We start from the raw sequence: 17,679 nt of genomic DNA on the forward strand, positions 1-17,679 counted from the left end.
AGATTGCATCGCAGGATTGAAATAGGAGCTATTTTCTTCAAATCCGAGAAAGACCAGTTCTGTCTATCGTTTTCCTGTCAGTTGCTAACTTTTTTTGGAAATCCAAAGACATAGGTGTGTTTAGGTTGCTCAAAATATCTAAAAAACTATTTGACATAGTACGCTATCATGTAAAAAAAGGGCTCCAGCCGGTACATGGACCAGCTGGAACCCCCTATATTATTAGTTTCCGCCGACGCGGGATACGTCTTTCATGTTTTCTTCGAAGGCCACCAGCATTGCTTCCTGCTGGCTCAAGCCGGAAAGCTTCACGCGCTCAATCGCCGCAAACATCCGTTTGTAATCCTTCGGAATAACCTTCACGAATTTCCACACATACTGCTCCCAGTTCTTCAGAACGCGGTCAGCCACCTCGCTGCCCGTAAAAGTCTCATGGTGCTGAATCATGTTGCGCAGCTCTTCGGCTTCGTACGTCTCCTCTACCTGCTCAAGCAGCACCATTTCCTTGTTGCAGCGCTGCGCGAAGGTACCGTCCTCGTCGAGCACGTAGGCAACCCCGCCGGACATCCCTGCGGCGAAGTTGCGGCCCGTTGGACCCAGGACGACGACGCGGCCGCCGGTCATGTACTCGCAGCCATGGTCGCCGACGCCTTCGACGACCGCACGGACGCCGGAGTTACGGACGCAGAAGCGTTCTCCCGCTATACCGCGGATGTAGGCCTCCCCATCGGTCGCGCCGTAGAGAGCCACATTGCCGATAATAATATTTTCTTCGGCAACGAAGGTCGACTGCTCGGATGGGAAGATCGCGATTTTACCGCCCGACAGCCCCTTGCCGACGTAGTCGTTCGCATCGCCTTCCAGCGACAGCGTGACTCCCTTTGGAAGGAACGCGCCGAAGCTTTGACCCGCCGAGCCGTTAAAATGCAGCCGGATCGTATCGTGCGGCAAGCCTTCCGCACCGTAACGGCGTGTGACTTCACTGCCGAGAATCGTCCCGACGACACGGTTAACGTTGTGGATCGGCAGCATCGCATGCACGCGCTCTGTGCGTTCCAGCGCAGGCTCGCAGATCGTCAACAGCTCCTTCATGTCCATGGAGCGGTCCAGACCGTGGTCCTGCTTCTCGGAGCAGAAGCGGCCCACTTCTTCGCCTACCTCAGGCTGATACAGCAGCGGCGACAAATCGATGCCTCTCGCCTTCCAATGCTGTACGGCCTGCTTCGTTTCGAGAATTTCCGTATGCCCGATCATTTCCTCGATCGTCCGGAAGCCCAGCTCCGCCATCAGCTCGCGCGCATCCTCTGCGACGAAGTGCATGAAGTTTACGACATGCTGCGGATCGCCCACGTATTTCTTGCGCAGGTTCGGGTTCTGCGTTGCCACACCGACCGGGCACGTATCCAGATGGCACACGCGCATCATGATGCAGCCCAGCGCGATCAGCGGAGTCGTAGCGAAACCGAACTCCTCTGCGCCCAGCAATGCCGCAACGACAACATCGCGTCCGGTCATCAGCTTGCCGTCGGTCTCAACGATGACCCGGCTTCTCAGGTTGTTCAGTATCAACGTCTGATGCGTCTCGGCAAGCCCCAGCTCCCACGGCAGCCCGGCATGACGGATACTCGTCTGTGGAGAGGCGCCCGTACCGCCATCGTAGCCGCTGATGAGGACAACGTCCGCCTTCCCTTTGGCTACGCCTGCGGCGATGGTGCCTACGCCTACCTCGGACACGAGCTTGACGCTGATTCTCGCCCGCGGGTTCGCGTTCTTCAAATCATGGATCAGCTCGGCCAAATCCTCGATGGAATAAATATCGTGATGCGGAGGCGGCGAAATCAAGCCTACGCCCGGCGTCACGCCGCGTACCTCGGCTACCCACGGGTATACTTTCGTGCCCGGCAGCTGGCCGCCTTCGCCCGGTTTCGCTCCCTGAGCCATTTTGATCTGGATCTCATCCGCATTCACCAGATAGTTGCTCGTCACGCCGAAGCGTCCCGACGCTACCTGCTTGATTGCACTGCGGCGCGAGTCCCCGTTCGCATCAGGGGTAAAGCGGTCCGGATGCTCTCCGCCCTCACCGGTGTTCGATTTCCCGCCGATCCGGTTCATCGCGATCGCGAGGTCCTCGTGGGTTTCTTTCGAGATGGAGCCGTACGACATCGCACCCGTTTTGAACCGTTTGAACAGCGACTCAGCAGATTCGACTTCTTCAATCGGAATCGGCTTCCGGTTCGATTTGAACGAGAACAGCGAGCGAAGTGTAGCGTACTTCTCGTTTTCCTTATGAATCAGCTTTGCGAAATTTTTGTACGATTCGTAGTTATTCGTGCGTACAGCGTTCTGCAGCGCATGAATCGTTTCCGGATTGTACATGTGATCTTCGCCGCTCTTACGCCATTGCAGCTCGCCGCCGGAATCAAGCGCACGGCTGCCCTCCTGCTCGGAATAAGCGCTCTGATGGCGCAAAATCGCTTCCTGGGCAATTACGTCGATTTGAATACCGCCCACTGGCGTATAAGTCCAGGTAAAATATTTATCAATCACCGACTGGTCCAGACCGACAGCTTCGAAAATTTGCGCGCCGCGGTAGCTCTGGATCGTCGAAATACCCATTTTGGCCAATACTTTAACGACGCCCTTGGTAGAAGCCTTCACATAATTGTATAACGCTTTTTCCGGGGTCGTGTCCTTCAGCTTCTTCTGACGGACCAAATCCTCTACCGTTTCCATCGCCAGGTAAGGATTGATCGCGCTCACGCCGTAGCCCAGCAGCAGGGCGAAATGATGCACCTCGCGCGGCTCGCCGGATTCCAGCAGAAGACCGACCTTCGTGCGCGTGCCTTGGCGGATCAAATGATGATGCACGCCCGATACGGCCAATAGCGCCGGAATTGCGGCATGCTGCGCATCTACCCCGCGGTCGGACAAAATAATCAATGTCGCGCCGTCGGCAATCGTCTGGTCACAATCCGTATAGAGAGCGTCCATCGCCTTCTCAAGCGCAGCTGTCCCCTCGGACGGGTCGAACAGGATCGGAAGCGTCACCGTCTTGAAGCCTTCCCGCTGAATATCCCGCAGCTTGGCAAGCTCGGCGTTCGTCAGCACCGGCGTCGCCAAGCGAATCTGACGGCAGCTTTCCGGCTCCGGCTGAATCAGGTTGCGTTCCGGCCCTACGGTAGTGCCTTGAGCCGTAATGATCTCTTCGAAGTTCGAATCGATCGGCGGGTTCGTTACCTGCGCGAACAGCTGCTTGAAATAGCTGTACAGCAGTTGAGGGCGGTCGGACAGCACCGCAAGCGGAGCGTCATAGCCCATGGAACCGATCGGGTCTACGCCGGTCTTCGCCATCGGCTCGATCGTTTTGCGCACATGCTCCAGCGTATAGCCGAATGCCTGCTGACGCTGCAGCACCGTCTCGAAGTCCGCCTCCGGCGCTTCGGCCGATGCGGGCAGATCCTCCAGCGAGATCAAATGCTCGTTCAGCCATTCACGGTAAGGCTGCTCCGTAATAATGCCGCGTTTCACTTCTTCATCGGAAACGATGCGGCCTTCCACGGTATCGACGAGCAGCATGCGGCCCGGCTGCAGACGCTCCTTGCGGGCGATGCGCTCCGGTTCGATATTCAATACGCCGGCCTCGGAGGCGAGGACGATCAGATCGTCTTTGGTTACGTAGTAGCGGCCGGGACGCAGTCCGTTCCGGTCAAGCACGGCGCCGATGATCCGGCCGTCCGTGAACGAAATCGCCGCCGGTCCGTCCCACGGCTCCATTAGGGTGCTGTGATATTCGTAGAAAGCTTTTTTCTCATCGCTCATCGTTTCATGCTTGGACCATGGCTCCGGAATCATCATCATCACCGCGTGCGGCAGGCTGCGTCCGGAGAGCATCAGAAATTCAAGCGTATTATCGAACATTTGGGAGTCGGAGCCGTCCGTATCGATGACCGGCAAAATGCTCCGGAAATCTTCACCGAACAGATCCGTCTCACACATCGCCTGACGCGCATGCATCCAGTTCACGTTCCCGCGCAGCGTATTGATTTCCCCGTTATGAATGATATAACGGTACGGATGCGCACGCTCCCAGCTCGGGAAAGTATTCGTGCTGAAACGGGAATGAACCAGCGCCAGCGCGGTTTCGAACGCAGGATTTGTCAATTCCACATAATAACGGTTCACCTGCTCCGGCGTCAGCATTCCTTTGTAAACAATCGTGCGGCTCGACAAGCTCGAGAAATAGAACGGCTCCTGGAGCGCGAGCCCCTTCACCGCATTCTCCGTCAGCTTGCGGATCACATACAGCTTGCGCTCCAGCGCCAAATAATCGAACCCGGTACCGTCAATAAAGACTTGGCGTACGAACGGCTCCGCCGAAACGGCCGAAGCCCCCAGCGTAGAATTGTCGGTCGGCACTGTTCTCCATCCGATCAGAGCCAAACCTGCGTCGGCAATTTGCTTCTCCAGCACTTGCTCACAGGCAGCCCGCGCGGACGCATCCTGTGGGAGGAATACCATGCCCACGCCGTATTGGCTTTCAGCCGGCAGCGTGATGCCTTCTTTCGCACACTCGGCTTGAAAAAAGCCATGAGGAATTTGCAGCAGGATTCCCGCGCCGTCCCCTGTATTGTTCTCGCTGCCTTGGCCTCCGCGATGATCGAGATTGCAAAGCACGCGCAATGCCTGCTCCACGATTTCGTGGGAAGGCTTACCTTTAATATTGGCAACAAACCCGATTCCGCAAGCGTCGTGCTCAAATTGCGGATCGTAAAGACCTTGTTTCATGGGTAATCCGATTTTGTTCATGCAGTACAACAACCTTCCTATCCATATGATTTGTTCCGCCGTTCACAAGCACAGGATGCAGGATCACAGCTTCACAGATGTGAAGTATTAAACTGACGGGCGAAAACCATCCGAATGGACTCCGCATGCCCTTTTCTCTCTCCAAACGGAGGCTCCCATCGGCATAGCTGTGATAACTCTATGAACCTCTTATAAAATGAATATGTCTTATATTAACACCTGATACTTGGCATGTAAATTTAAAAATCTATTTCCTTCGGCAAAATCCATTCTTTTTCGACTAGCATCGAACCGAATGTTCGGATTCTGATGGTTTTCCCTCTCAAAAGAGCAATATTTGCTGTCGTTCATTTGCGGAACGATATGCAGCCTCGATGATCCGGGAGCTTTGGATCCCCTCTTCCCCCGGGCATAAATAAATGGAATCTCCTTGGAGCGCTTCTATAAAATGCTCCGCCATCGGCACATTCATATTTTCATGCTTCGGCAGCTCGAAGCGGCGGAGCTCCCCGGCCGAATCCGTCCATTCCAGGATAGGGCCCTCCACCGAGGCCATGGTAAGCTTGCCCGCTGTGCCGAAAATTTCGATCTGGTTGCCCGCCGCCGTGCTAAAGCTCGCGTGAACGGACGCCTGACAGCCTGAAGCGTAACGGATCAGCACCGACGCCGTGTCCTCTACCGCCAAATCCTGCAAAATATTCCCGGTCATGGCCGTCACCAGCTGCGGCCGTCCCAAAATAAAACACAGCAGATCGATGACGTGGCTCCCGACGTCCATCAAGGGCCCGCCGCCGGAAATATCCGGCTGAAGCAGCCAAGCCCGCTCCGTTCCTGCGTGATCGGTCAATCCGCTAAACTGCGCGCGCGCATAAACGGGCTTTCCGATCACCCCGGCTTCGAGCAGCTCCTTCAGTTTTCTTATTTTCGGATAGTACCTCCGGTAGTATGCTATGCCCAGCTGAACGCCGTACCGTCTGCATTCCTCAATCATCTGGCCGCCCTGCGCGGTGTTCAGCGCCATCGGCTTTTCGCAAAGCACATGCTTGCCATGGCGGGCGGCTCCGAGAGCATGCTCCGCATGCACTGCTACCGGTGTCGCGATGTAGACCGCATCGATCTCGGGATCGTTCCATACTTGAGACACATCCGTATAAGCGCAAGGAATGCCGAACCTTTCTGCGAGCGCATTCAATTTGGCCTTATCCCGACGAACGACAGCTCGTAAGCTGCTTCCCGCCGCCGTCTGCAGCGCATTCGCCACTCTGCGTTCCACCACGTCGCCTGCTCCAATAATTGCCCATCGTATCAACTTTACCGACAGCCTCCTTTTTCTTCCAATGCTTTTTTTACATTATAAGCGCCGCTGTTCAATTAATCCACGTTCAATTTCTTACACTCCGTCCTCCCAACGCATCTAAAATAAAATTTAGTTCAGACTTAACTATTTCTTTATATTTCTGCGTTGTTTCACCCGCTGCCTCATGCTATGTTTATCCTATTCTTTCTCCGCCCAGTACGGCCGCCCCTACAGCCTGAATTGAATCCGGAGGTTCCTTATTAAATCATGCTATCCAATGTCCCTCACTCCAATATAAACCATCACCCGGCCGATACGGCAGAGGGAGCCCTCTCCCAGCTCGCCGATCGCTGGTTTCCTCTATGTCCCTTCGGCATGGCGCTCCTCCATCTGGACGGCCGGTTCATCCGGGCCAATGCCGCTTTCAGCCGGTTATTGGGCTATGAAGAGCTGCTGCTGCGGCATCTGAATATACAAGCGCTGCTGCATCCCGATGAGCTGCTCCGATCCATGCACCTGCTGAGCGAGCTCGCAGCGGGCGCCGCTCCTTCCTTTGCAGCCGAGCTCCGCTGGATCCATGATACCGGCGAGCTGTTGTGGTGCTCCACACACGTATCGCTGGTTCGGGACGAGCCGACGGCGTCCTTTTATTTTCTGCTGCATATGCAGGATCAAACGGAAAAAACGATGCTGGCCGGCAAGCTTCATCATTCGATCCAAACCTGCCACACGCTCATCGAATCCGTTCCGTACTCTCTCTTTATGATTGACATTGACTGGAGGCTCACCTTCCTGAACCGCGCAGCGGAGAAGACCTTCAAGGATAAAAAGGAGCATCTCCTCGGCCAAAACTTGTGGCAGCGGTTTCCACGGGCGCTCCAATCCGCTTTTTACGCTCCTGTCTGCCGTGCCATGGAAGAGAAAACCCCCGTATATCATCACGATTTCTATGCTCCGCGGGGGCGCTGGTACGAAATGACGGCCCATCCGACCAAAGACGGACTTTGCCTGTTCTTCCGGGATACGACGGAATTAAAACGGCAGGAATCGGCATATCAGGAAACAAAGCTTCTGCTGGATTCGGCGATCGGGCATTCGTCCGCCCCCATTTCGATCCTTGATGTAAATCATCGTATCGTGCAAATAAATCCGGCGTATCTCGCTGCGTTCGGCTTCACCGAGGAGGAGCTGCTTTGGCAAGCTCATCTGAACATTCCTAAGGAGCTGCTTGACGAAACGCAGGAGCTGTATCGGCAAGCCTCTGCAGGGCATCACGTGAAAGATTATGAAACGAAGCGGCGCCATAAGGACGGAAGGCTGCTTGACGTCCGGCTGACCTTGTCTCCGGTCACAAATGCGGAACAGACCGTAGTGGCGCTGTTCCATATTATACGGGATATCCGGGAGAGCGGCGGGACGGTCCAGCATTAATGCACGGACCACGGACATGCTAAGAGCCGCTGAAAGACGTATCACTGCACGTTCGGAGCGTCGGGGAAGCCCAGGAATCCCATCGAAGACCTATACTCTTCCACCCCATCCTATGCTATCATAGAGAGCATATTTCAGCGGAGAGGACTGTCTATCTACGTGGCTAAACTTTATTTTCGATACGGCACGATGAACAGCGGCAAATCGATCGAAGTGCTGCGCACTGCCCATAATTATGAGGAGCAGGGCAAAAAAGTGCTGCTGTTTACGCCTGCCGTCGATGACCGTTACGGCGTAGGCACCGTAGCTTCGCGCATCGGCATGCAGAAAAGAGCGATTGTAATCGATGAACATATCGATATGGTGAAGCTGGCCGAGCAGGAGAAACCGAACTGTATCCTGATCGATGAGGCCCAATTTTTGCAAAAGGAGCAGGTGCTTCAGCTGACCGAAATCGTCGACGCGCTGAACATCCCCGTTATCGCTTACGGCCTGCGGGCGGATTTCATGGGGCAGCTGTTCGCGGGCAGCTATCATTTGCTAGCTTTGGCCGACAAAATTGAAGAAATCAAAACCGTTTGCTGGTATTGCGATAAAAAAGCGATCATGAACATGCGGTGCGAGGATGGCAGGCCGGTCTTTGAAGGGGCTCAGATTCAAATCGGCGGCAATGAAAGCTACCTTCCCGTCTGCCGCAAATGCTACGCATTGAAGAAGAAACAAGCCTATACTTCGTAAGCCGGGTTAAAGGTCTTTATACTCAGGGATGAAGCGCTGCTGCGCTTCGTCCTTTTTTATTGGGCAATGGCGGAGTCAACAGGAGGAGGCGTAACCAAAGGGTTCCTGCCGGCATACGATGTAACAACAGTCCTTGAAGGCGGTGAATCGCATGTTCGGCACAGACTGGAGGTACAAGCTCGGCATATTAACCTATTTGATCGTTTGGTTTATAGGCTGCTTCTGGATGATGGGAGCCATCCGCAGCGGCATTCTCGTTGAGGTGCTCGGTATAAGAATCAGCGCGGTAGAGGACTACGCTTACTATGGCCTGGCAGGCTCGATCGGCGGCACCTTGTATGCGCTCAGGCTGTTCCACGACTATTACCACAAGCTTACCGAACGGTGGCTGTTCTGGTATTTGCTTCGGCCCATCAAGTGCGGCGGTGCGGCAATCATCACGATTATTTTATTCGAAAGCGGCATTCTGCTGCTGCAAACGGGCGATTCGCTGACGAGTAAAATCGCGATTTCTTTTCTGATCGGCTTCGGCTACGGCAAGGTGATGGAAAAGCTGCAGTCTTTAACGGAAACCTTGTTCAACGGGAACAAGAACAAGCCGTCTGTACCCGGTCAAGCTTCCCCCATTCAGCCGGAAACCTCTGACGATAATACGCCCAAAGGCTGACTGGCGGCCGGAGCGCCCCGTTAAAATATTAATTTGTAAAATATTGACTAAGAACAAATGTTTGGTATAATAGAGATAAGAACAAACGTTCCTATTATTTGAGAGGGGTGCAGACCATGACTACGAATGCGGTGAAAGCCAGATTTATCGAACGGGATTTCTATAAGCAAAGGATGCTCGATAACAGCGAGTTTTTGACGGAGACTCAAATTGATAAAATTCTCGATACGGCAGGCGTAGTCTGGGTCGATCTTACCTTCAAATTTTACGATAACGGGACCATGTCGATTATTGATAACGATACGGAGCTGCCCGTCGAGCTGAAGGAGCTCAAGGGCGCCGCATATGATTTTTACGTCAAAGAACGAATCCGGATGATTCGCGGGAATTTGCTGGATAAGATTCTGCAATCCGCTTAGACAAGCTATCGGCCTGCCGGGATGGCTCCCTCAGGCCTTTATTCTTTAAACCATACATACTTATAATTGACCCAGCCGAGAGGACCGATCTTAACTCCCTGCATTGCTGCCGGAAATGAGGCCATTTGCCGCCAGCGATACCATAATACGACGTCCCGGTCATCCAGCAGCTCTCGCTCCAGCCTGATCAGCCCCCGCAAGCGTTCGGTCCGCTGCGGCTCTATAGCCAGCCGCTCGAGCCCAAGGTTCAGCCGCTGCAGAGTTTCCGGCATCAGGCAGCTTCTCAGCGGACTCTGGTCACTGCCCAGAATAGACCACATCGCGGCTTCTTCGTCGGCGTCCACAGGCTGTTCAAGCAGGAGCAAATCGGCTTCCGCAGCAATATCCGGATGAAGGAGCCGCTCATACTCAACCATCCGGACAATTAACGGAATGCCGTGCTTCACCAGCTCCCTTTGAAGCCAGGCGGCGTCCCGCTCATGGCCGGCTCCTGCATAAGTGACGAGCTGTAACGGCCGGATGAATCCCTTGTCTCCATCAGGATCGAACGGGATGGGAGTCTCGATCGCTGCGTAATTCTTATCTTCAAACCGCCAAGAGGCTTCTGCCAGTCCCCTCACAAGGCTGTCAGCGCGCTCTCCCCGGTTCCCCCCCAGCTCCTCCATGGCGTTCCCTTCGCGAATGATCCGGTACAGCAAATCCCTCCACACCTTATGTTGAAGAAGTCCCTCCTTTGTCTGGTTCATAAGCACATACTTACAGCCTCGGTTCATACATTCCACCCGTTCCCAGGAAGCGTCCGTCTGCTGCCCGCCCCAGTAATGCCAGAAGTTCATTCCTTCGACCTCCTGCACTTCGACAGCTTCACGACCATCCTGCTCGTAAATCTCAGGCAAGCACCACATTTCAACCAGATCCAGATTAGCCGGCCTTTTATAATAGAAGGGATTTGCTTTGAGCTGCACCGAGCGCTCTTCCCGGCGCGACAGTACGAAAGGCCCTGTCCCTGCAGGCTTCCAAGACCAATCGTTGGACAAGCCTGCAGGGACAATACTGGCTGCGGGCAGCGTCAGCAAAGCAAGACAGGGATAGCAGCCGCTGTGCCAACGGATCTCGACGGCATGCTCGTGCAGTACCTTCACCTGCGCTATCCCTGCGAATAATTTCCGGTAAGGAGCCGGAATTCCCCGCTTTTCTTCCGGTCCTGGCAGCATCAGCCTTTCCAGCGTAAACCGGACATCCTCCGCGGTAAATACGGCTCCGTTATGAAATTGAACCTGCTTTTGCAAATAAAAGCGCCACCGGCTCGCTGTGCTGTCGCATTCCCAGCTATGGGCCAAGCCTGGACAATAAGCCTGCCGCTCGGCATCATACCTTACCAGCGTATCAAACAGCTGCCGGATCCAGTGCAGCTCAGTACGTCGGGATGCATAGGCAGGGTCCAGCGAGCCCAGCTGACGGTAAGAAGGAAACCGGAGCGCGCTGCGCGGCCCGCCATCCTCTCCTTGGCCTTGATGAAGAGGGCCGAACGATTGCCGGATCGTCTGAAGCAGCTGCGCCTTTCCCTCCTCGGTTAGAAACGAGGTGTGCAGCAGCTGCACCGCTCCTTGGATGTCGCCCGAATGCAGCAGCCCGCGGGCTTGCTCGGCCAGGAGCATATCTGGGACGGCTCGGCAGCACATCTGAGACCGGTGGCCCCTCCCCCTGCCCGGCTGCCAGTCCAGCCATCCTTGTCGCAGCATGGCCTTGACGAGCAGCTTAGCGTTTCGTTCCGTACAATGGAGCCACGCGGAGAGCTCGGGCACCGACACCTCCACGTAGGAAAGCCGGCCTTCGGTCCGCTTCATCCACAAATCATAAAGCCGGGCATAATGCTCCAACAACTGCATAGAATCTAAGCCTCCTTGTTCGTCTGCTCCTCGGAGCGGCATCCCTTTCTTCGCTCTCCATAAAAGGGGAAATGACTCATATTGAGATTACACTTTTTATTCCCCTTTATCTATCTACAATTAGGAAGAAAAGGATGTCTGAAATCCAAAGGAGCGCCATAATGAAAACCTCCACCGCCGGATCGGCAGCCGAACCGTCCCAGCTTGACCGTCACCGTACCTCGATGGAAGCCAAAAAGTCCGTCCGCATCGTCGCATGGATTACGGCCGTCAGTTTACTGGGGGACTCTATGCTGTATATTGTGCTGCCGGTTTACTGGCAGCAGTTCGGGCTTCAATCGTTATGGCAGGTCGGATTCCTGCTGTCCGTCAACCGGTTCGTCCGCCTGCCGTTGAATCCGCTGATCGGATGGCTCTACGGGCGGATCTCCAAGCGTGCCGGCATTGTGCTGGCCGTGGGTCTGGCTGTACTCACGACCCTCGCTTACGGGAGCCTGTCCGGCTTTACTCTGCTGCTCATAGCCCGAACACTGTGGGGAGCCGCCTGGTCGCTGCTGCGTATCGGCGGTTACCTGACCGTGTTGGAGGCTTCCCGTCCCACGAACCGCGGAAGCCTGCTCGGCAGCTACAACGGCATTATCGGCATAGGCAGCCTCATCGGCATGCTGGCCGGCGGGCTGCTGGCCGAGCTGATCGGCGCCCGCTATGTCGCGCTCGTCTTGGGTGTCGCCACAGCGGCTGGCCTGCCGCTCGCCTGGCGTTTCCTTCCGGTATCGCCCACCGGGCAAGCATCGGCAGAGACGGGGGAGAAAGCAGGGCTTGATGCGAAGGAGACGGGAGCGGCATCGGCTGCGCCGAAGCAAGCAACAATGGCCTCCAGCAGGCTCGCGGGTCTGAAATCACTCACAGCCGAAGGCTGGCTCGTGCTCGCCTCCGGTCTGATTACGGGCGTTATCTTCTTCGGCGTTTATCTTGGCACGATGAGCCCTTTGATCGAAGCTCACATGCCTGCATCCGGGACGATTCTGCTGATGGGGGCCGCCTGGGGAGCGGCCTCCGTCGCCGGGATCGTGCAGGCCGTCCGCTGGGCCTGGTCGCCGTTCCTGTCCCCGCGGATCGGGGCCTGGTCCGACGGCCCCCGCGGCAGGCTGCCGGTCTACGGCGCCAGCCTAGCGCTTGCAGCGGCGGCTTTCCTGCTGCTGCCGCTGCAGCCGCCTTTTGCCGCATGGCTGGCCATCCTGATGGCCGCCCAGCTGGCGAATACGGCGATCGTCACGCTCACCGATGCGCTTGCCGCCGATACGGCCGGCGGGAGCTCCCGGGTCGCCTACATGACGACCTATACGACGGTCGTCGATGTAGGCGCGGCCCTCGGACCGCTGCTCGGCTTCGCCGCACTCGGCGCGCTTGGTCTCGGCACGCTGTACGCCGGCTGCGCGCTGCTGCTTATGCTGCTTGGAGCAGCCTGGGCGCTCTATGCCGCAAGCCGCAAGCGCAAGCGGATAAGCTGAACGGCCCGCAGCGAATGCCAAAAATGCCCCAAGGCAAAGAAGGGAGTCCGGCTCCTTTGCCTTGGGGCATTGCTTTATTGTTCTTCTCGCCTGCGCCGTCACTCGGCGCAGGATTATTTTTCCTGAACGCGCTATCGGCCGACCAGCTCGTTCACCTGGTTTAAAGACAGGCCGGTTTCTCTGGCCAGATCGATCACCGTTGCTCCGGGATGAGCCTGAAGAAATGCTTTGATCCGGCTGCTTTGTTCCAAATGCAGCTTAAAGCAATCCGCGCACAGCACATGCGCCCGCTGCAGATGCAGCTTGCCGCAGCCGCGGCAATTCGATAAATTCATCAGAAATCGACCCGCCCGTCATCTCGTATTCGACAGCCTGTCAGAACCTGTCATTTTGAGGATGCTAAACGGATTCGAAGCGCGTCGATATTTTGCGGGGGTCGCCGGTACAAAAGCTTCGTTTGTTCTCTTGGATAAAAGAACATGCGTCGTAGGCTGATGATGTCCGCAAGCTTGCGACTTGATTTACATCAGCTCGGCCAGCTGAATTTTGCGCCCTTCCTTTGCGCTTTGCAGCGCGCCATATACCATCGCCATGCTTTTAATATTGTCCGTGCAGTTCGTCTCCGGCTTCCGTCCTTCCGACAATGCGGCAAACATCTCATCCAAACACCCGTGATGCCCCTGCTTGCCCTGCCAGCTCAAATCGGCTTCAATCCGCTCGAAGGTGCGGGTAAAGGCCGGCTCCTGCTGCGGTACCGCCACTTCGGCAAAAGGCGGAGAGGCTCCATCCCAAATCGCCGTCCCTTGGCTGCCGTTCACCCGCCACTGCGATTCCCAGGACGTAGGACTGCCCTCAGCGCACCAGGAGCCCCGGTAGCAAAACACGCCGCCGTTATCATATTCGAATAGGCAGACGGCCGCTGCATTGCCCGCATACCAGGAGCCCGCCGGATTAAACTCGTGGCAGTAAACCGATACCGGATCTTGGCCTGTAATCAGCCGGGCCTGATCAAACGTATGAATGGCCATATCGAGGATCAGCGGGCTCGCCATCGCATCGCGGAAGCCGCCGAAATGCGGTCCGAGGAAGAAATCCGCATTTACAAATCCGATCTCGCCGATCCCGGCCGTATGCACCAGCTCGCGGAACGCGCGAATTTGCGTGAGGTAACGCCGGTTCTGCATAATGGCGTAAGTGCGGTTCTTCTGCTCCGCCAAGTCGACAAGACGTCTCGCTTCCGCCATTGAGACCGTCATCGGCTTTTCTCCCAGCACATCGCATCCAAGCTCCATGGCCATAGTAGCCACCGCCGCATGACTCTCGGGAATGGTCACATCGAACACGAGGTTTGCCCCCGATTCGGTAATCGCCTGTCTTACATCATCGTAGATGCCGCACTGGATACCATAGCGCTCCGCCATCGCGGCAGCGCTTTCTTTTCGCAGATCCACCAGAGCTGCAATCTCCGTATCCTCCCTCTGCAGCGCATATTCGATCCACGATTTGGACATGCCTCCGCAGCCGATAACGGCGATATGGAATTTGGTCATGTAACTTCCTCCCCTGCCTTGTGGGCTTAATTATCATCCTACGGCTATCATACCGAACGGCGGACCGTTTTGTCTTTACTCCATCCTGTTCAATTGCTGTTTTATTCTGGTTTTATAGGGCCCCTCCCTCTTCGATTCTTAGATTAGGTCTAATTGTCTAATTTTGTCGAAACAAATTGATTTTATTAGTCGAAAAGTCATGGTATAAATAGATTATATTTTATAACAATTTATGACAGGGGAGGAAATGAAATGACGAAAAAAGTAGCCGTTCTCGGCGGCGGCGTTGCCGGAATGAGCGCGGCTCACGAGCTGGCGGAACGGGGATTCGACGTAGCGGTTTATGAGATGAAGCGCATTCCGGGGGGCAAGGCCCGGTCGATGCCGGTTCCCGACAGCGGGGTTCATGGCCGGAAGGACTTGCCCGGCGAGCATGGCTTCCGTTTTTTCCCGAGATTTTACAAGCACGTCATCGACACGATGGAACGGATTCCGTACGGTGCGAATAAGCGCGGGGTTGCCGACAATCTTGTCGAAGGAACCCGATTGGGGCTGGCAAGAACCGACGATGTGCCTGTCGAATTCGTTACCGAATTTCCGACATCGCTTACAGATATAAAGGCGCTCCTGCGCTCCTTATTCGACAATCATCTCGGCCTGTCGGAGGAAGAAGTCGAACATTACCTGGAACGCTGCTGGCAGGTTATGACAAGCTGCAACGACCGCAGGGAAGAGGAATACCAGAACATTGCCTGGTGGAATTTCATCGATGCGGATGCGCAGTCGGCCAACTTCAAGCGGGTGTTTACAGGGATGACGCGGATTCTTGTCGCAGCCAAAGCGCGGGAAGCGAATACGGCGACGATCGGTACGGTCGGCTCGCAGATTATGCTCGATATGACAATGCCGGGCGGAAGCGCCGACCGGCTGCTGAACTGAACCGACCAATGAGGTATGGATTTATCCTTGGCTGGAGCATCTTCGCCAATTGGGCGTCGATTATCATCTGGAGGCAAAGGTGGAGCAGATCCACTGCAGCAACGGAGTCATTACCGGCGCCACCGTTACGGAAAAAGGTGCGACATTCGAGGTGCAGGCGGATTATTACGTGGCAGCGTTCCCGGTGGAGGTCATGGCGCAATTCATCACGGACGAGCTGCTGGAGGGAGACCGGACCTTGGCGAACATCAAGGAGCTGGCCGAAAGCGTCGACTGGATGAACGGGATTCAGTTTTACTTGAAGGAAGACGTGCCTATCATTCACGGCCATATGATTTATATGGATTCGACTTGGGCGCTGACGTCGGTGTCCCAGAAGCAGTTTTGGCCCGATGTCGATCTAAGCGAATACGGCGACGGTCAAGTCAAAGGCATTCTGTCGGTCGATATTTCCGATTGGGAGACGCCGGGCACCTTGTTCGGCAAGAGCGCACGTCAATGCTCCAGAGAGGAAGTTATGCAGGAGGTGTGGGCGCAGCTGAAGGCCAGCTTGAACGTCGACGGACGTGTAGTGCTGGAGGACAGCAACATTCATTCCTGGTTCCTCGACGAGGATGTGCATCTGCCGAATCCCGAGGGCGTCGCTATCAATCTTGAGCCGCTGCTGGTCAACAAGGTCCATACGTGGGCGCTTCGCCCGCACGCTTATACCGATATTCCGAATCTGTTCCTCGCCTCCGACTATGTTAAAACGAACACGGACCTCGCCACCATGGAGGGAGCGAATGAGGCGGCCCGCCGTGCCGTCAATGCGATTCTCAAAGCTTCCGGCTCGAAAGCCAAGCCTTGCGAAATATGGGATATGTATCAGTTCAGCGTTCTCATGCTTCAGCGTTGGCACGATGAGGTTCGCTTCCGCAAGGGTATGCCTTGGGATGGAGGACTTTTACCGGTCTAATTCATTTTTTTCAAAAAAAAGCCTGTACCGTCCCTGCCCGCTTGAAGCGGAGTCTGTGACGTACAGGCTTGTTCTTTTTTTGTAGTGAAGCTGTATGTATTCCTTATACAGGGTGGCAGTGTTGGATTGAGAGCCGCCGGCAGCCGGTAAAAATCTCCATCCGCTGTGCACTGCGAAGCCACTGAAAAAGTCATCGCTGCGAGTATGGAACCTTCTTCCGATCGCTGTTACCCCTGTATTTCTTTGATTATCTTCCGCTTGTAGCGGTTGAAATCCAGGGATAACGGCGAACGCTTTCGCTTCTACAGAACGATTCCGCACTCTCCGCTAGTTTATCGGCGGCATCCCCGCTGCCTGCCCGTTTTGGCGGTATGCTTCCCTTCCCGCTTCAGCCTAGCCCTGCTTCATGCCGATACCGCCCGCAGGCTTCTCGACCTTCAACCATTTCCATGCCAGCAGGGAAATCGCCCAAGCGGCCAGGAACAGCGCAACCAGCACATAGCCGAGAACGCCAAAGTCCAAATCCTGCAGCCACTTAAAGAATGGCGCCTGCGCATCCAGCTTCTCGCTCAGCACCTGCGTCAGTTCTACCATGCCGATCAGCAGAGCCGCAATGACCGAGAGCAGGGTGACGGTCAAGTTATAATACAGCTTGCGCAGAGGTGTCTTGAACGCCCAGCGGTAAGCCGATGTCATCACCATGCCGTCGGCCGTATCCAGCAGGCTCATCCCGGCTGCAAACAACAGCGGCAGCGAAATGATCCCGAATACGGAGATAGACGTCTTCGCAGCGCCCGCCGAAATGGCCAGCAAGCCGACCTCGGTAGCCGTATCAAACCCGAGCCCGAACAGGAAGCCGAGCGGGTACACATGCCAGCTTTTTTTGATAAATCCGTAAAAAGGACGAATCAGTCGGGCGAAGAAGCCTCTATTGTGCAGCAAGTGCTCCACATGCTCGTGGTTGTGCTCACCCCGGCGCCACTGCTGAAATACTTTGAACAGCTGAACAAGTATAACCAGGTTAACCAGACCGATGATCAGCAGGAACAAGCCCGAGACGGAAGCCCCGATGACGCCGCCAATGTCCTGCATTTCCGGCATGTGATTCTGAATCCAATGTATGGAAAAGGCAATGGCCAGCACCATCAGAAAGACGACCGTGGAATGGCCGAGCGAGAAAAAGAAGCCCAGCCCGAGCGGATTGCGCTTCTGCTCCACCAGCTTGCGCACCGTATTATCGATGGCGGCGATATGGTCCACGTCGAAGGCATGCCGGAGGCCGAACGTGTAGGCCAGCAAACCTAAGCCCCAGAAGGCCGGATTGACGGAAGCGGCTGAAATTAAGCCCCAGATTCCGAGAAGATGCAGGATCACGATAACAATTGCGTAGCCTTGCCATTGACGGCGGCTGGCCAATACGGTTTTTAACACAGAAAACCCTCCCTACCGGAATACGGAACTGTTTTACTTGAAT

Annotated in this window: 13 protein-coding genes; 7 read left to right on the forward strand and 6 right to left on the reverse strand. The window is 55.5% G+C overall.

The window, feature by feature from the left end:
- Positions 1-222: 222 nt before the first annotated feature.
- Both gltB and ACHHV8_RS29925 read right to left on the reverse strand, forming a co-directional pair.
- Positions 223-4,806: a glutamate synthase large subunit gene (gene gltB / locus ACHHV8_RS29920; protein ID WP_395162917.1), complete on the reverse strand. Its 4,584-nt coding sequence runs from the start codon at positions 4,804-4,806 to the stop codon at positions 223-225.
- Positions 4,807-5,128: 322 nt separating this feature from the next.
- Entirely contained in the window at positions 5,129-6,115 is a 987-nt protein-coding gene (locus ACHHV8_RS29925) for a Gfo/Idh/MocA family protein (protein ID WP_395162918.1), read from the reverse strand.
- Between the two features lie 255 nt (positions 6,116-6,370).
- Here ACHHV8_RS29925 and ACHHV8_RS29930 point away from each other — a divergent pair, with 255 nt between their 5' ends.
- The 4 genes from ACHHV8_RS29930 (at position 6,371) to ACHHV8_RS29945 (ending at position 9,358) form a co-directional block, all read left to right on the forward strand.
- Positions 6,371-7,534, forward strand: a complete 1,164-nt coding sequence (locus tag ACHHV8_RS29930) for a PAS domain-containing protein (protein ID WP_395162919.1) — start codon at positions 6,371-6,373, stop codon at positions 7,532-7,534.
- A 159-nt stretch (positions 7,535-7,693) separates the two neighbouring features.
- On the forward strand, positions 7,694-8,272 hold the full coding sequence (locus ACHHV8_RS29935; protein WP_395162920.1) for a thymidine kinase: 579 nt from the start codon (positions 7,694-7,696) through the stop codon (positions 8,270-8,272).
- A gap of 151 nt (positions 8,273-8,423) precedes the next feature.
- Entirely contained in the window at positions 8,424-8,939 is a 516-nt protein-coding gene (locus ACHHV8_RS29940) for a hypothetical protein (protein WP_395162921.1), read from the forward strand.
- 116 nt (positions 8,940-9,055) lie between these two features.
- Positions 9,056-9,358, forward strand: coding sequence for a hypothetical protein (locus tag ACHHV8_RS29945; protein WP_395162922.1), 303 nt, complete (start codon positions 9,056-9,058; stop codon positions 9,356-9,358).
- Between the two features lie 38 nt (positions 9,359-9,396).
- Here ACHHV8_RS29945 and ACHHV8_RS29950 read toward each other — a convergent pair whose 3' ends face one another.
- Positions 9,397-11,247, reverse strand: coding sequence for an ABC transporter substrate-binding protein (locus ACHHV8_RS29950; RefSeq protein WP_395162923.1), 1,851 nt, complete (start codon positions 11,245-11,247; stop codon positions 9,397-9,399).
- A 161-nt stretch (positions 11,248-11,408) separates the two neighbouring features.
- Between ACHHV8_RS29950 and ACHHV8_RS29955 the strand changes: the two genes are divergently transcribed.
- Complete coding sequence (locus ACHHV8_RS29955; protein WP_395162924.1) at positions 11,409-12,758, forward strand: MFS transporter; 1,350 nt, start codon at positions 11,409-11,411, stop codon at positions 12,756-12,758.
- A 131-nt stretch (positions 12,759-12,889) separates the two neighbouring features.
- On the opposite strand, the gene ACHHV8_RS29960 is transcribed toward ACHHV8_RS29955, so the two are convergent.
- Together ACHHV8_RS29960 and ACHHV8_RS29965 are read right to left on the reverse strand one after the other, a co-directional pair.
- Positions 12,890-13,093, reverse strand: coding sequence for a winged helix-turn-helix transcriptional regulator (locus ACHHV8_RS29960; RefSeq protein ID WP_395162925.1), 204 nt, complete (start codon positions 13,091-13,093; stop codon positions 12,890-12,892).
- Between the two features lie 186 nt (positions 13,094-13,279).
- Entirely contained in the window at positions 13,280-14,308 is a 1,029-nt protein-coding gene (locus tag ACHHV8_RS29965; RefSeq protein WP_395162926.1) for a Gfo/Idh/MocA family protein, read from the reverse strand.
- A gap of 252 nt (positions 14,309-14,560) precedes the next feature.
- Here ACHHV8_RS29965 and ACHHV8_RS29970 point away from each other — a divergent pair, with 252 nt between their 5' ends.
- Complete coding sequence (locus tag ACHHV8_RS29970; protein ID WP_395162927.1) at positions 14,561-15,247, forward strand: FAD-dependent oxidoreductase; 687 nt, start codon at positions 14,561-14,563, stop codon at positions 15,245-15,247.
- 49 nt (positions 15,248-15,296) lie between these two features.
- On the forward strand, positions 15,297-16,205 hold the full coding sequence (locus tag ACHHV8_RS29975) for an FAD-dependent oxidoreductase (protein ID WP_395162928.1): 909 nt from the start codon (positions 15,297-15,299) through the stop codon (positions 16,203-16,205).
- A 393-nt stretch (positions 16,206-16,598) separates the two neighbouring features.
- Here ACHHV8_RS29975 and ACHHV8_RS29980 read toward each other — a convergent pair whose 3' ends face one another.
- A complete protein-coding gene (locus ACHHV8_RS29980) occupies positions 16,599-17,636 on the reverse strand; it encodes a HoxN/HupN/NixA family nickel/cobalt transporter (protein WP_395162929.1) in 1,038 nt (345 codons plus the stop codon).
- Positions 17,637-17,679 lie beyond the last annotated feature (43 nt).

The organism is Paenibacillus sp. TAB_01, assembly GCF_043945595.1.
Taxonomy (GTDB): Bacteria; Bacillota; Bacilli; order Paenibacillales; family NBRC-103111; genus Paenibacillus_S.